At 68.8% G+C, this 14,224-nt stretch carries 12 protein-coding genes; 10 read left to right on the top strand and 2 right to left on the bottom strand.

Annotated elements, in window-relative coordinates:
• From V3W47_RS19310 to V3W47_RS19285, 6 genes are all read left to right on the top strand, one after another.
• Nucleotides 1–1,526, top strand: a 1,526-nt coding sequence (locus V3W47_RS19310; protein ID WP_331826869.1) for a TolC family protein, incomplete at its 5' end; no start/stop codon positions are given.
• Nucleotides 1,523–2,557: a TolC family protein gene (locus V3W47_RS19305; RefSeq protein WP_331826868.1), complete on the top strand. Its 1,035-nt coding sequence runs from the start codon at nt 1,523–1,525 to the stop codon at nt 2,555–2,557. The genes V3W47_RS19310 and V3W47_RS19305, both read left to right, overlap by 4 nt.
• Nucleotides 2,558–2,562: 5 nt before the next feature.
• On the top strand, nt 2,563–3,870 hold the full coding sequence (locus V3W47_RS19300) for an efflux RND transporter periplasmic adaptor subunit (protein WP_331826867.1): 1,308 nt from the start codon (nt 2,563–2,565) through the stop codon (nt 3,868–3,870).
• Entirely contained in the window at nt 3,867–7,298 is a 3,432-nt protein-coding gene (locus V3W47_RS19295) for an efflux RND transporter permease subunit (protein ID WP_331826866.1), read from the top strand. Before V3W47_RS19300 ends, V3W47_RS19295 begins: the two co-directional genes overlap by 4 nt.
• 177 nt (nt 7,299–7,475) lie before the next feature.
• Nucleotides 7,476–8,330, top strand: coding sequence for a KPN_02809 family neutral zinc metallopeptidase (ypfJ, locus tag V3W47_RS19290; RefSeq protein ID WP_331826865.1), 855 nt, complete (start codon nt 7,476–7,478; stop codon nt 8,328–8,330).
• 132 nt (nt 8,331–8,462) lie between these two features.
• A complete protein-coding gene (locus tag V3W47_RS19285; RefSeq protein ID WP_331826864.1) occupies nt 8,463–9,173 on the top strand; it encodes a M48 family metallopeptidase in 711 nt (236 codons plus the stop codon).
• A 67-nt stretch (nt 9,174–9,240) separates the two neighbouring features.
• Here V3W47_RS19285 and V3W47_RS19280 read toward each other — a convergent pair whose 3' ends face one another.
• Nucleotides 9,241–9,465, bottom strand: coding sequence for a hypothetical protein (locus tag V3W47_RS19280; RefSeq protein WP_331826863.1), 225 nt, complete (start codon nt 9,463–9,465; stop codon nt 9,241–9,243).
• A gap of 156 nt (nt 9,466–9,621) precedes the next feature.
• Nucleotides 9,622–9,834: a hypothetical protein gene (locus V3W47_RS19275; RefSeq protein WP_331826862.1), complete on the bottom strand. Its 213-nt coding sequence runs from the start codon at nt 9,832–9,834 to the stop codon at nt 9,622–9,624.
• Between the two features lie 162 nt (nt 9,835–9,996).
• Between V3W47_RS19275 and V3W47_RS19270 the strand changes: the two genes are divergently transcribed.
• Genes V3W47_RS19270 through V3W47_RS19255 form a run of 4 tightly spaced genes read left to right on the top strand, consistent with a single transcriptional unit; the run spans nt 9,997 to nt 14,088 of the window.
• Entirely contained in the window at nt 9,997–12,198 is a 2,202-nt protein-coding gene (locus V3W47_RS19270) for a DUF4900 domain-containing protein (RefSeq protein ID WP_331826861.1), read from the top strand.
• The gene (locus V3W47_RS19265) at nt 12,195–12,695 is read left to right on the top strand and encodes a prepilin-type N-terminal cleavage/methylation domain-containing protein (protein WP_331826860.1); all 501 of its coding nucleotides are present in this window, start codon (nt 12,195–12,197) and stop codon (nt 12,693–12,695) included. The genes V3W47_RS19270 and V3W47_RS19265 overlap by 4 nt, the downstream gene beginning before the upstream one ends.
• Nucleotides 12,696–12,718: 23 nt before the next feature.
• On the top strand, nt 12,719–13,228 hold the full coding sequence (locus tag V3W47_RS19260; protein WP_331826859.1) for a type II secretion system protein: 510 nt from the start codon (nt 12,719–12,721) through the stop codon (nt 13,226–13,228).
• Nucleotides 13,225–14,088, top strand: a complete 864-nt coding sequence (locus V3W47_RS19255) for a PulJ/GspJ family protein (protein ID WP_331826858.1) — start codon at nt 13,225–13,227, stop codon at nt 14,086–14,088. The genes V3W47_RS19260 and V3W47_RS19255 overlap by 4 nt, the downstream gene beginning before the upstream one ends.
• Nucleotides 14,089–14,224: the final 136 nt, after the last annotated feature.

Genomic DNA, 14,224 nt, shown 5'->3' with positions numbered 1-14,224 from the left:
CCATGCGTTCCCCACCCACCCGCCCCCTCCTGCTGACCCTGGCGCTGCTCGCCCCGCCGGGCGTGCTGGCGCAGACGACGCAACAGACGCCGCCCTCACCGGCGACGCCCGCGCCAACGACGCCCATCGCGCCCCCGGAGCAGGCTCCTTCGACGCCACTGACGCCGCCTCCCGTGTCGCCCACTGTGCCGACTCCCGCACCCCTCACCCTCGCGGACACCCTCGCCCTGTTGCGGGGGAGTCCGGGGTGGCGGAGTGCCGACCTGCAATACCGGGCGGCGGCACTCGCGCTGGAGAGTGCGCGGGCGCGGGCGGGGCTGAACGTGACGGTCGGGGCGGACGCGAGCGCGATCAAGATTCCCGTCTCCTCCGGCGACTTCCTCCTCAACACCACGCTGACCGGGCAGGTGTCCGCGAGCGTGCTGCCCTGGTCCCCGGCGCTGGAGGCGGTGCGGAGCGCCGAGCGGGGAGTGGCGCGTGCCGGGGCCGACCTCCGGGCCGCCCGCCTGACCGCCGCCGTGAACGCGGTGCAGGCGTACTACGCGGCCCGCAACGCCGCCGCCAACCTCGCGCTCGCCGACGCGCAGGCCGCCCTCGCCACACGGCAGTTGGAGGTCGCGCGGGCGCAGCGGGAGGCGGGCACCCTCCCTTCCGAGGGTCTGCTCGCCCGGCAGGGAGGGGAGGAGGACGCGCGCTCGGCACGGGAGCAGGCGCGCGTGAACGTGGACCTCGCGGCGCGGCAACTTGCCAACCTTCTCGGGCGGGCGGTGACGCTGCCGACGGGGGCCGCCGCCTTCGGTCCCCTGCCCGCCGCGCCCGCCGAACCCGCCGCGCTGGACGCGCAGATCAGCCGCGCCCTGACGGGTCGGCCCGAGATTCTCCGCTCGCAAAATGACCTCGCCGACGCGCGGGGGCAGGTGCGGGCGGCTCAGCTTGACGCCCGCCTCCCCGACCTCAGCGCGGGGGTGCAGTACGGCGAACTCACGACCTCCACGACCACCGCGACCCGCACGGTGGGCGGCAGCCTGAACGTGAAGACGGGCGTGCTCGCCGGGCAGGTCAGCTTCCCCATCCGCGACCCCGGCGACCTGCCGACCGGCCTCGCTGTAACGCTGAGCACGAGCCTTCCCGTACTCGGTGGTGGGAAACGTACCGCCCTCGCCTCCGCCGAGGTGGGCGTGCAGAGCGCCGCGCTCGCCCTCGACACGGCCCGGCAGTCGGTGGACCTGGAGGTTCGGCAGCGGTACGCAGACCTTCAAGGTGCCCTCGACACCCTGACGAGCCAGCGTGGAGCGTTCACCCGCGCACAGGCCGCCCTCGACTCCACACGGGCGCGGCTCGCGGCAGGTCTCGTCACCGCGCTCGACGTGCAGGCCGCCGAATTGAGCGCGTCTCAAGCGGGTCTCGCCGTGGACACCGCCACCGTCAATGCTTATCTCGCCTCGCTGCGGCTCGCGCAGGCGACGGCGGACCTCGACCCCACCCTCCTCACCCCCCCCGCGCCCGCCCCGGAGGCCCGCCCATGAAACGTGTCACCCTCGCCCTGACCCTCGCCCTCGCCGCGCCCGCCTCCGCGCAGACGGTGAGCCTTACCCTGCCGGACGCCGTGGCCCGCGCGCTGACGAGCGGCCCGGACGTGAGCACTGCCCGCGCGAACCTGCAAAAGGCCCAGGCGACTCTCCGCGCCACGCGCGCCGACCCCACGACCATCGTCACCACGCTCACCCAGGCCGAGCAGGGGGCCGCCGCCGCCGAGGCCACGCTGGCGGGCACCAAGCTCAACGTCGCGCAAACGGTGATCGGGCAGTACCTCGCCGCCTCGGAGGCTGCCGGACGCGTTTCGCTCAACGAGGCGCAGGTGAGGCTCGACGAGCGCACCCTCCAGATTGCCCGCGCCCGCCTGACGGCCCGTGTCGCCACGCAACTCGACGTGAACCGCGCCCAGACCACCCTCAACCAGGACCGCCAGGAACTCGCCGATGCCCGCGCCAGCCTGCCCGTGCTGGAGGCACAGCTCGTTCGCACCCTCGGCCTGAACACCGGGGCCGACCTGCGCCTCGCTACGCCACCCGCACCGCCGAGGCTCAGCGCGACGCTCTCGGGGCTGCAAACGGGGCTGGAGAAGCGGCTCCCGACGCTCGTACAGGCCGCGCAGGGAGCCGAGTTCGCTGCGCTTCAGGTCCGCGTGTCGAACAACGACTACACGCCCGCCCGCACCCTGCAAGACGCGCAGGTGGCGCTGGAGAACGCCCGCCGCGACCTGGAGGGCGCGCAACGTGGGGCGAACACCCAGGTGCGCGACGCCTACCGCTCGGCTCAGGACGCCGTGCAGCGGGTCGAACTCGCCCGGCAGACCCTCGCCAACGCGCAGACGACGCTGACCCAGGCGCAGGCGCGTCTGCGTGCCGGGACCGCCGCTGCCGTTGACGTGCAGTCGGCGCAGGTGCAGGCTCAACAGGCACAGTTCGGCGTGACCCAGGCGCAGGGCAACCTGTGGCGCTCGCTCGCCGCCCTCTCCGCCGCGTCCGGCACCGACGTGACGGGCCTCGTGAGGTGAAGGCCATGACTCCTCAATTTCGTCACCTCGCCCTGCCCCTCACCCTCGTCCTGCTGCTCGCCGCGTGTACGCCGGGTGGGGGAGAGGAGGCGGCCCAGGGTGACGGTGCCGCCCCCCAGCGCACCACCGCCACCCGCAACGACCTGGACGCCGCGCCCGCGAAGACGACCGCCCTCGCCGTGCGGACCGTCCGCGCACGCACCGGCACCGTCACCGTGCAGCGCACCGCCTCCGCCACCATCCGCGCCGACCGGGACAGCAACGTGGCGGCCCAGGCGAGCGGGACGGTGGAACGTCTTCTCGCCGACGAGGGCGAGCGGGTCCGGGCCGGACAGGTTGTCGTGCAGCTCGACGATACGCAGGCTCGGCAGGCCCTCGAAAACGCCCGTCTCCAGGCCCAGCAGTCCCAGATCAGTCTCGACCAGGCGCGCACGAACACCGGACAGGCGACCGCCTCCCTCGGGTCCGCCGTGCAGGCCGCAGAGGCGAGCCTGAGCAAGGCCCGCCAGGACGCCGCGAGTGCCGAGAACCTGTACGGCCTCGGCGGCATCAGCCAGGCCGACCTCAACGCCGCCCGCAGTGCGCTGGCGCAGGCGGAGAGCGGACTGGCGCAGGCCCGCAACACCCTCGCGCAGAACGGGCGGGGCGGGGGGAGCAGTCTCGCGCTGCTGGAGTCGCAGCTCGCCTCCGCGCGGGCGGGCGTGCGGCAGGCCGAGGAGAACCTGAGCCGCACGGCGGTGGGGGCCCCCTTCGCCGGGATCGTCGTCTCGCTCGCCGTGGAGGTCGGGGAGTTCGCCTCGCAGGGCAGCCCGGTCTTCCGCCTCGTGGACGAGGGGAGCGTGAAGGCGACCTTCAACGTGACCCCGGCGGACGCCGCCGCCCTGACCCCCGGCACGCGGCTCAACCTCGGCTACGCAGGTGTGAACTACGTCGCCACCGTGCAGGACGCGAGCGGGGTCGCCGGGACCGACCGCCTCGTGCCCGTCACGGCGCGCGTGCAGGGGGGCGGCAATCTGCCCGTGGGTGGGACGGCGCAGGTGCGCTACCGGGCGACGCTCGGCGGCGGCGTCCTCGTGCCCACCGGGGCGATTCAGGTGGACGGGGGAGAGAACGCGGTGTACGTGGCGAACGGCACCTCGGCCCGCCGGGTGCCCGTCTCGGTCGTCGCCGAATCCGGGGGTCAGGTCGCCGTGCGTGGCCTGGACGCCGGGGCGGGCGTGATCTACCCCGTGCCGCCCAGCCTTCAGGACGGGGCGAGTATTCGGGTGGGAGCGGCGGCCAGTGCCGCAGGGTCAGGAGGTCAGAGTCCATGAGCACCCACGAACCCCCCGAGCTGACCGCCCCGCGCGGCACCCTGCCCGACGGCACGCCCGAACCCGCCCTGAATCCCGCCGTGCGCTTCAGCGTGCGGAACTACGTCTTCTCGGTCGGCATCTTCATCATGGCGGTGCTGTTCGGCCTGATCTCCACGAGTCGGCTCGGCGTGGAACTCCTGCCCAACTTCGAGGTGCCCGTCCTCGCCGTCAGCACGTCCTACCCCGGTGCGACGCCCGACCAGGTGGACCGCGAGGTAAGCCGCCGGGTCGAGGACGCCGTGAGCACCCTCGGCGGCGTGGTGGACATCAACTCGACCTCCGTGAACAATCAGTCGGCGGTCGTCATCACCTTTTCCGACGAGACGGACATCGACTCGGCGGCCAACAGCGTCTCGCAGGCGGTCGCGGCCATCCGCGCCACCCTGCCCGACGGGACGGACGCGCCCATCGTCCAGAAGTTCGACCCCAACGCCACCCCTATCCTGACCCTGGCGCTGATCGGCGGCGCGGCCCCGGCCTCGGACGTGACGACCTACGCCGAGGACGTGCTCGTGCCCCGGCTGGAGCGGGTGGAGGGCGTGGCCGACGTGAGCGTGTCGGGCGGCCCGGAGCGGCAGGTGCAGGTTCTCCTCGATCCCTCGCGGCTCCAGACCTACAACCTCGCGCCCGCGCGGGTGACGGCGGCCATCGGGGCGTCGGCGCTCGACGTGCCCGCCGGGAGCGTGACGCAGAACGGCAACACGGTGGGTTTCTCCACCCGCAACACGCCGACGAGCCTGGGTGACGTGGAGCGGATCGTGGTGGACCCCGCCTCGGGCCTGCGGGTCGCCGACGTGGCGAGCGTGCGTGACGGGGCGGCCCGTGCCACGAGCTACGCGCGGCTCAACGGGCAGCCCGCCGTCCTCCTCGATGTCCGCAAGGCGAGCGGCACGAACTCGGTCGCCGTGGCCGACAACGTGCGCGCGGCGATGGAGAGCCAGACCCTGCCGGGGGGCTACCGCCTCTCCCTCGCCAGCGACACCACCCGCGAGACCCGCGCCACGGTGGAGGACACCCTCAAGGAGTTCCTGATCGCCATCGGGGCGGTCGGCGTCATCGTGCTGCTGTTCCTGGGACGGCTGAATACCGTCTTCGCGGTCGTGCTCGCCATTCCGATCTCAGTGAGCGCCGCGCCGCTGCTCTACAGCCTGCTGGGCTTCACCTTCAACATCGTTTCCCTCCTCGCCATCATCGTCGCCATCGGCATCGTGGTAGACGACTCCATCGTGGTCGCGGAGAACGTGCAGCGGTACCGCGACATGGGCTACAGCCTCATTCGCAGCGTGCTGCTCGGCGGCTCCGAGGTTTTTTCCGCCGTCACCGCCGCGAGCTTCTCTCTCCTGGCCGTGCTGATTCCGCTCTCGTTCATGCCGGGCATCCTCGGACAGTTCTTCAGTCAGTTCGGCCTCGGCCTCGCCGCCGCGATCACGATGAGCTGGCTGGAGAGCCTGCTCTTCCTCACCGTCCGCATGGCGTACACCCGCGACCCCGAGCCGATCTCGTGGCGGGAGCTGCCCGGCGTGTTCGCCCGATTGCCGCGCTTCTTCCGGGACTCGCTCGTTGGCGTGCGCCGCCTGCCGGGCCTGCTCCTCCTCGCGCTCTTCGGGGCCGCCGGATGGGTGGCGCTCGACCGCCTCACGGGTCTGCCGACGCCCGCCGTCGCCGCGCTCGCCGTCCTCCTCGCGCCCGTGCTGCTGACCGTGACGCGCTCCCTGCTCACCGTCCTCCTCGCCCTGCTGGAGGCGCTGACGGGCACGCTGCACGGGTACACCAACCGCGCGGTCATGGGCACCGCCCGCGCCTATGCGCGCAGTGTGGGCGGGGCGCTGAAACGGCCCTGGGTCGTCATGCTCGTCGCGGGCCTGTTCCTCGCCAGCGTGCCGCTCGCCATGCGGGACGTGGGCTTCGCGTTCGTTCCCCGCAGCGACGGCGGCATCCTGACCGTGGACGTGGAACTGCCCACGGGCACCAGCCTCGCCACCACGAACGCCCTCACCGCCCGCATCGAGGACAACCTGCTGGGGCGTGAGGAGGTCCGGCTCGTGCAGACGACCGTGGGCGCGGGCGGCTTCACGGGCGGCACGAACGCGAACACCTCCGCGCTGACCCTCACCCTGGTCCCGAAGGAGGAGCGCCCCGGCATCGACGCGCTCGCCTCCCGCTACGCGACTGACCTCACGCGCCTGGCGGCCAGCGTTCCCGGCGCGGAGGTGCGCGTCACCGCCGAGCAGGGCGGCCCCGGCGGAAGTGCCGACATCAGCCTCGCGCTGACGGCCCCCAATCAGGCCCTTCTGATCGAGCGCAACCGCGAGGTCGTCCGCCTGCTCGCAAGTGACCCCAACCTCGCCACCCTGGAGAGCAGCCTGAGCGCCACCCGCCAGGAGCGGACCTTCGTGCCCGACGCCGCCCGCCTCGCCGGGAGCGGCCTGACGACGAGCGACGTGGCGCAGGCCCTCCGTACCTACAACGACGGTACGGTGTCGGGCAGCCTGCGCGACGGCGACCGCAGCGTGGACATCGTGGTGCGCCTTGACCCCGCCGAGGTGCAGGGCGAGCAGAGCCTCCTCTCGCAGACGGTGTACTCGCCGTCCCTGGGCGCGAACGTGCCCCTCGCGCAACTCGGGACCTTCCGGCTCCAGCAGGCCCCGGCGACGCTGAGCCGACTGAACAAGGCGTACACCGCCACGCTGGACATCAACCTCGCGGACGGCGGCCCCAATCCCTTCGCGTACCAGCAGACGATCATCGAGAAGGTGCGCGCCGCCGGGCTGCTCTCTGATGGCGTGACGCTCGGCAACTCCTCAGCCTTCGGGAGCGCGGGCCTGACGGGCGACCTCGTGTTCTACGGCCCCATCGTCCTCGTGCTGGCCGTGCTGCTGACGTACCTCGTGCTCGGCAGCCAATTCAACTCGTTCCGCTACCCGGTCTACCTGCTGTTGCCCGTGCCGCTCGCCATCGTGGGGGCGCTGTGGACCTTATCCCTCTTCGGGGTGGACCTCGACGTGATCACGGTCCTCGGCATGGTGATCCTCCTCGGTCTCTCGACGAAGAACTCGATCCTCTACCTCGAATTCGTGACCGAGCGGATGCGGACCCTGCCGCTGCGCGACGCGCTGATCGAGGCCGCCGAACTTCGTTTTCGCCCGATCATCATGACGACCCTCACCGTCCTCGTGATCAGCATTCCGCTCGTGCTGGGGCAGGGCGACGGGGCGGAGTTTCGCCGGGGCCTCGGCATCGTGATCCTCGGCGGCGTGATCACCTCGACCCTGCTCACCTTCTACGTGGTGCCCAGCGTCTTCTACCAGTTCGAGCGGAAACGGCAGGGGCCGCGTGAGGCGGGGGAACCGTCCGGTCTGCCGCCCGCTCTGCCTGCCTCGGACTGACCGCGACTCCTCGTCCCTCCTCCAGCCCCGGCTCCTGTCGCCGGGGCTTTCTTCTCCCTTTGCTGCATCATCGGTAAAGACCCCATCAGACCTGCCCGCCTAGAATGCGGCCTGAGCCGTATCAAGACTGACAGACCCTCGCGGCGAGGTGTTCGGCGAGAAGAAGGAGACCCACACATGGACTGGCAGAACCTTCCCGGTGGCGGGAATATCGAGGACCGCAGGGGCGGCGGGGTGCCCGGCGGCGGCATCGCGGTGGGCGGGGTCGGCGGGCTGATCATCGCCCTGATCGCCATGTTCTTCGGGGTGGACCCCAGCGCCATCCTCGGCGGCGGGCAGAGTCCCCCCACCACCCAGACGCAGGCGGGCGGCGGCGGCGCGCAGGACACCGAGTATCAGTTCGTGGACCGTATCGTGGCGAGCACGAACACCGTCTGGGGCGGCGTCTTCCAGCAGGCGGGGCGCACGTATACCAAGCCGACGCTGGTGCTGTTCTCGGGCGCGGTCAACAGCGCGTGCGGACAGGCGAGCAGCGCGGTCGGCCCCTTCTACTGCCCGCTCGACAACAAGATGTACCTGGACACGAGCTTCTTCGCGCAGATGGACCGCCAACTCGGGGGCGGCGGCGACTTCGCCTACTCCTACGTGATCGCGCACGAGGTCGGGCACCACGTCCAGAACGAACTTGGCATCGCCGATCAGGTGGAGCGCGCTCAGCGGCAGGCCCGCAGCGAGGCGGAGGCCAACCAGTCCGGCGTGCGGCTGGAGCTTCAGGCCGACTGCTTCGCGGGGGTGTGGGGCAATCAGGTCGCCAGCCTCGCCAACCTGACCGAGGCCGACGTGCGCGAGGCCGTCAACACCGCCTCCGCCATCGGCGACGACACCCTCCAGCGCCAGGGGCAGGGCCGCGTGGTGCCCGACTCCTTCACCCACGGCACCAGCCAGCAGCGCGTGAACTGGTTCATGACCGGCTTCAAGAGCGGCGATCCGAACCAGTGCGACACCTTCAAGCAGAGTTACGGGTCGCTGTGAGGGCGTGGGTGGGAAAGAGTCGCCAGTCGCCAGCGTCCAGTCGCCAGTGAGAAGGTCGCCAGTGAGAGGGTGGAATCCACCTCATCCCGGAATGCTCACCCACACTGGGCCGACTTACGCTTTCATACTCATATGACGTTGCAACGCCCTCGCCCCCGCTCCCAGTGGACGGTCGGGGGCGTTCTCGTGACGGTGCGGCGCAGTGCCCGCCGCCGTACCCTCTCCCTGAACGTCTCGCCCGGCACGGTGACGGTCCACGCCCCGGCCCGCACACCCGACGCCCTCATCTCCTCGTTTCTGGAGGCCCGGCGGGGCTGGGTGGAACGGCACCTCACCGCCTACGCCGCCCGCACCGTGCCCTCCCCCCTCGTGGACGGCGCGGCCCTGCCCTTCCTCGGGGAGACGCTGACCCTGCGCGTCACGCCGGGAACCCGTACACCCACCCGGTCAGGCTCGGAGGTCCACATTCCCCCCGGCGACCCCGACGCCACCCGCCGCGCGGTGGAACGCTGGTATCGCCTGGCAGCCCTGCCCGAGTTGCGCGCCCTGACCGAGGGATACGCGGACGCGCTCGGTGCCCGCGACCGCCTGCGCCGGGTCAGCCTCAGCGGTGCCCGCACCCGCTGGGGAAGCTGCACGGCCCAGGGGGACATCCGCCTTCACTGGCTCCTGGCCCGCGCCCCCCGCGAGGTCGCCGCCTACGTCGTCCTGCACGAGGCCGCACACCTCCTCGAACTCAACCACTCGCCCCGCTACTGGGCACATATCGCCCGCCTCATGCCCGACCACGCGACCCGCCGGGCCTGGCTACGCGACCACGGGCACACGCTGGCGCTGGGGTAAGACGCTTCCAGGGTATTCGACAGGTAGGCCCCCGGAGGTTCCACCGCTCACAGCAGCTAATAGATCGTCAGTTCGCCCCGCTGGTGCCCCACTGGTTGTAGCGAAAATACACCCGCCGCCGCCCCCGCAGCTCCCGCGCCAGTCGGCGGCGCAACTCGGAGTGGTGCCGGAGTTCGCCGACCGTTCGAGTCTCGTACGCTTTGACATCCGCATCACGCACGACGATGAGGCCCGTCCTCGCGTCACGCATGGCGAAGAGCGTCCACGGAATCTTGTTGGTCTGGGCCGCCACGGGACACGGACGCCCACCCTTAAGGATGAGCGCCAACCAACTGTTGAACATGGTGCCATCATCGCCGCGCGGGGGCGGGATCAGGCTGTGCGTCTTTACGCAATCACCCCGCCGGGGGGCGTCGTTCTTCACATCAGCGGCAAGGGCAGGATCAGGTCACATCGCGGGCATGGGCATGGGGCTGGGCAGGCCCGGCGTATCGGGATTGCTCGTCGGGCTGGGTTCGGGCATGCCGGGCAGGTCAGGGTTCATCGGTGGGTCCATGATCGGGCCGGTATCGTCGCCGCCGGGCATCTGCTCGGGCAGCGGCGCGGGGGTATCGGTCGGCTCGGTCGCGGGCGCGGCGGGACGGTCATAGGGTGAGGTCATGGTGCGGTCGCCTCCTGGCGGTGGGATGCCGGAAGTCTGCCGCCCGCGACGGTGGAGGCGGGAGAGAGGGGGGTGAAGGGACCTTCAGACCTCCCCCCCGATTGGGGGTCTCCCCCCGTCTGGGGCTAGGGAAGGGTGGGGAACGCCCACCACACTGGGGGCATGAATAGGCACACAGCCACACGCGGGGCCACCCTGGTCGTCGTCGTGCTGTTCACCTCGCTGCTGCTGGCGGTGCTCCTGGCGGCCTCCTCCCAGCTCACCCTCTCCAGTCGCCGCACCGTTTCGGACCAGCGAGCCGCGTTGCAAGCCCAGTACGTCGCCGAGTCGGGCGTGGCGCTGGCGCAGAGCCGGCTGCGGGACGTGCAGACGCTGATGTCGGTGAGTAGTTTATCTATGGGAACCGGATTGACGGCGAGCAAATTGAAGGGATATGCCGAAAAGTTCTGTGGCAACACCAGTTGGACCACGGTGAGCCAGGCGAGCGGTACCAAGCGGTACACCTGCACCGCTTCCACCACCGGCCTCAGCGATCAATTTGAGGTCTTCGCGCAGTTCGTCCTGCCCGCCAAATATACCGAAGTTCTCCCCGCCTCCGAGCGCCCGACCAACGTGAATGACCTGGACAGCCGCCGTCAATGGTGGAAGGCTCAACTGGGTGAGTCGCGCAAGCTAGAGGTGAACGGGGCGACGGTGAACTACCGCCTGAAACCCAGCCGTGTCGAGCGCATCAACAACGAGAGCTACACCTTCTTCATTCAGGTCGAGGGGTTGAATGTCGGCGGGAGCAGTTCGGGTGCCACCCGTGTGCTCAAGGCCGACCGAACGAACCTGACAGGATGGTGGGTCCAGATCGCCCTGCCCAGCTACCTCGATAATGTGTTGTTCACGAACCACCACACTCAGGACCCCAACAACGCGAACGTGACTTCTTGGAACCCTACCGTAAACTTCACCGATCAGATCTTTGACGGGCCGGTACACACCAACGAGAAGTTCCTCTTCGCGTCAGGCTCGACCGCACAATTTAAGGGCGGTATCAGTAGCGCGGGATGCACCAACTTGAAGCAGACAGTCCTCAACGATGACCAGAGCTGCACTCGTCAGGCCGGGTTTTACTACGGCGGTAATGGAACCTCGAATTTGAGAGCGCCTGACAATGCTACGGCCTCAGATGCCGATAAGAATGTGAATCTGTGGCAGAAGTTGACGGCGGCGGCACCCGGTGTTGGAATTGCCAACGTCAAGGATGGAAGCGGTAACGACACGGCGGTCAAAGACGCCACCTTCACGGCTGCATACCGCCCTATGCCCATCAACGCCAACAGTCAGCGGGACGCCGCGCAGGGTAAGGTGCCCAGTGACAAGCAGGACGACCCCGAGGAAAAGGCCCGCTATGAGAGTGGAAAGGGGTTGTACTTCACTGATGATGTGGCGGGAATAGTCCTCTCTACCGGGAACGCTGCCGGAGTAGCGCCCACATCGTACAACACTGTGACGAAGAAGTGGAGTCCCGAACCCCTGTACCAGTACGTGAGGGTCGCCAAAAAGACAATTAAGCAGGAAATTGGCCAGGAGACGAGGTGTACAGCCGCATCGAACGGCAAGTGCACGCAGACCGAAACGATCAAGGTCTACAAGGATGTTCTAAGTGACTTTGAAGAGTACCGAGTGGATGGCAGCGGCAAAATGGAGAAGAAGGCAAACGGCACCTGGACTACCCACCTCACCAAGTTCAATGGTGTGATCTTCGGGGAGAAGAATATCGGTGTCTTGAAGGGGCCAGACCGGAGCGTGAACGCTACAATCGATGGAAAGGTACAGACGCTCTCACCGCCAGCTATCGCGGGCTTCTCCCAGCTTACGGTTGCCGCTGAGAAGAACATTAACATCGCAAGCGATCTACGCCTGACCGATGAACCCTGCAACCCGGCGGACACGGCTTGTAAGAATGGGAAGCCTACGCAACCACTGAATGTGCTGGGCGTCTATACGCAGTCGGGCGATGTCGTGATTAACAAGGAAGCACCGAACAATCTGCACTTACACGCCATGCTGATGTCGAGCAAGGGCGAGGTGCGGGTGGACGGTCATCAGTTCGGGGCCGACCGGGGCAACGTCAACCTCATCGGCGGTGTTGTGGAGAACTGGTACGGCGCGTTCGGTTCCACTAGCAGCATCAACCCCGACAGCGGATACGGACGCAACTTCTCGCACGACCGCCGCTTCGAGGACCCCGGCTTCACGCCGCCCTTCTTCGCTCAGTCCCCGGTCTGGATTCCTGCCGATCCGGGCAAGACGAGCAGCCTCTCGCAATTGATCTACACTCAGACAAACAAGACAGAGTTGAAGGTTGTGCCATGAGTCGCGCCCGTCCTCTCTCGGGCTTCACTCTGATCGAACTGCTCGTCGTTCTCACCGTGCTGGGCATCCTGATGGGGGTGCTGGGCATCAGCTACCTGCGGAGCATTCGCACGGGGGAGGTGCGGGAGGGGGCGGCGTTGATGGCGGCGGACCTGCGGGCGGCGCGGGCGAGCGCGCAGCGCCAGAGCCAGAACGCCTCCCTGACCTGGGAGGGCGGCACGAAGGCCCTGAATACCTACAACCTGCTTCTCTCGTCGGCCTCGCAGGCGCGCTCGCTGCCGCGCAACGTGACCTTCCGCTGCGTGACGAACGGCGGCTGCCCGGTCTCCTCCGGCGGGGTGCGGACCCTGACCTACCAGGCCCCCTACGGGGAGATGACGAGCGCGATCAACGGAATGCGGCTGCTCGTCGAGAGCACCACGCCCGGCATTCCCGCCCTGGAGGTGCGCGTGGTGGGCGTGACGGGCCGCGTGATGGTCACGGCGGCGACTCCATGAGGGACCAGAGGATGAAGACAAGCATGAACAGAGCAGACGCAAGCAGGGGCACAGAAGTCCGACGGGGGCAGGGCCAGGCGCAGCAGGGCTTCACCCTGGTCGAGTTGCTCGTCGCCATCGCGCTGCTGGGGGTGATGCTGGCCGTGGTCGTTCCGGGAATTACCGGGCTGCTGGGTGTCAACCGCAGCAGTGAGCGTGAACTGAATACCACGACGCAGGCCCAGCGGGCGCTCGAGGAGGTCAAGGGCGCGTGGCAGGCCGCACCGGGCCTGACCGACGCTCAACTCAGCCAGGTTCGGGCACGCTTCGACAGCAACTGCGTCCCCGGCCTCGTCCTTCCGACCGGCGTGACTCTGCAAAGTCGCCCCCTCGACTCCCGTGCCCAGACTCCGGGCATCCTGGGGAACGTTTCCGTCGCGGCCTCCTGTCCGGCGGCCACGGGCACCACTCCCGCGATGCGCCGCGTGACCGTCACCGCCGGAACGGGCACGCAGGCCACCACTCTCACGCTCGACGTGCTGAGGCCCCAGTGAGGGGCCGGAGGGAGACGGGCTTCACGCTTGTCGAGATGCTCGTCGTCATGGGGATTTTTGGCGTCGTGCTACTGGCCCTGAGTAACACTTTCGTCGGCGGCTCGCGCACGACCACGTTGGCGATGGCCCGCGCCGAATTGCAGCAGGAGACGGTGAATGCCGAGCAACTGATCGGCTCACGGGTGAAGGAGGCCTGGTACGTCTTCCCGCCCGCGCAAACCCTGGCGCTGGGGGGCGGCGAGTTGCGCCGGAATCCGCTGGTTACGTCGGCCAGCGGCAATTGGACGGTGGGCACTCACCCCCTCTTGGCGGTCATTCTTCCGCCCAAAACACCGGGAGCTGAGTGCGCTCCAAGTACACCAGCGGTACCCGCCTCCGGCTCGACGCCCGCCAAACCTGAAGTCGACGCCAAGAACGACGGCTGCTACAAGTTCTACGCTTACTACCCGGTCAAGCGCTCCGTCTGGGTGAATGGCACCAGCGAGACCTCGCCCTCCAATCCGGGCAAGGACACGGCGAACGACGGCACCGTATGGATTCTGGTCGAGTACCGTGACTACTATTACGAGGCCAGCCCAGTGGGCGTCGCGCCCAGTGCCCTCACCCTGCCCCCCACCACGGGCAGCGACGCCAACCTCCTGTCCGACTACATCGCCCCGACGACCAACGTTAGCAGCGGCGTGAACTACAAGATGTTCGACTACGTGATGAACTCGGCGGGAACGGGCGTAGTCGGCGTCCGCGTCAACCTCGCCACCCAGCGGCAGGTCAGCGGCAGGGTGGTCCGCCTCCCGGACGCGACCGGCGTCTATGCCCTGAGCGTCTACCCGCAGAATCTCGGGCGCGTGTCGGCTCCCTGACCTTCTCGTCCTGACGGCCTGACAGATTTTATGAGGGCGAACGAAAAACGAGCTGCCAGCCGACTTCGAGCGTTGTTTGTAGTACAGTATGAGGGCGTTTTCGTCCGCTCAGTGGCTCAGGGTCAGGCTTACCCTG

Source organism: Deinococcus sp. YIM 134068 (assembly GCF_036543075.1).
Classification (GTDB): Bacteria; Deinococcota; Deinococci; order Deinococcales; family Deinococcaceae; genus Deinococcus; species Deinococcus lichenicola.
The sequence above is the reverse complement of the archived record's forward strand: the minus strand, read 5'-3'. Positions and strand labels throughout refer to the sequence as shown.

Coding starts and splice junctions, on each gene's coding strand:
- V3W47_RS19285 (WP_331826864.1), top strand. CDS start 8,463: ATGACGTTGCAACGCCCTCGCCCCCGCTCCCAGTGGACGGTCGGGGGC.
- V3W47_RS19260 (WP_331826859.1), top strand. CDS start 12,719: ATGAACAGAGCAGACGCAAGCAGGGGCACAGAAGTCCGACGGGGGCAG.
- V3W47_RS19270 (WP_331826861.1), top strand. CDS start 9,997: ATGAATAGGCACACAGCCACACGCGGGGCCACCCTGGTCGTCGTCGTG.
- ypfJ (WP_331826865.1), top strand. CDS start 7,476: ATGGACTGGCAGAACCTTCCCGGTGGCGGGAATATCGAGGACCGCAGG.
- V3W47_RS19275 (WP_331826862.1), bottom strand. CDS start 9,834: ATGACCTCACCCTATGACCGTCCCGCCGCGCCCGCGACCGAGCCGACC.
- V3W47_RS19295 (WP_331826866.1), top strand. CDS start 3,867: ATGAGCACCCACGAACCCCCCGAGCTGACCGCCCCGCGCGGCACCCTG.
- V3W47_RS19305 (WP_331826868.1), top strand. CDS start 1,523: ATGAAACGTGTCACCCTCGCCCTGACCCTCGCCCTCGCCGCGCCCGCC.
- V3W47_RS19265 (WP_331826860.1), top strand. CDS start 12,195: ATGAGTCGCGCCCGTCCTCTCTCGGGCTTCACTCTGATCGAACTGCTC.
- V3W47_RS19300 (WP_331826867.1), top strand. CDS start 2,563: ATGACTCCTCAATTTCGTCACCTCGCCCTGCCCCTCACCCTCGTCCTG.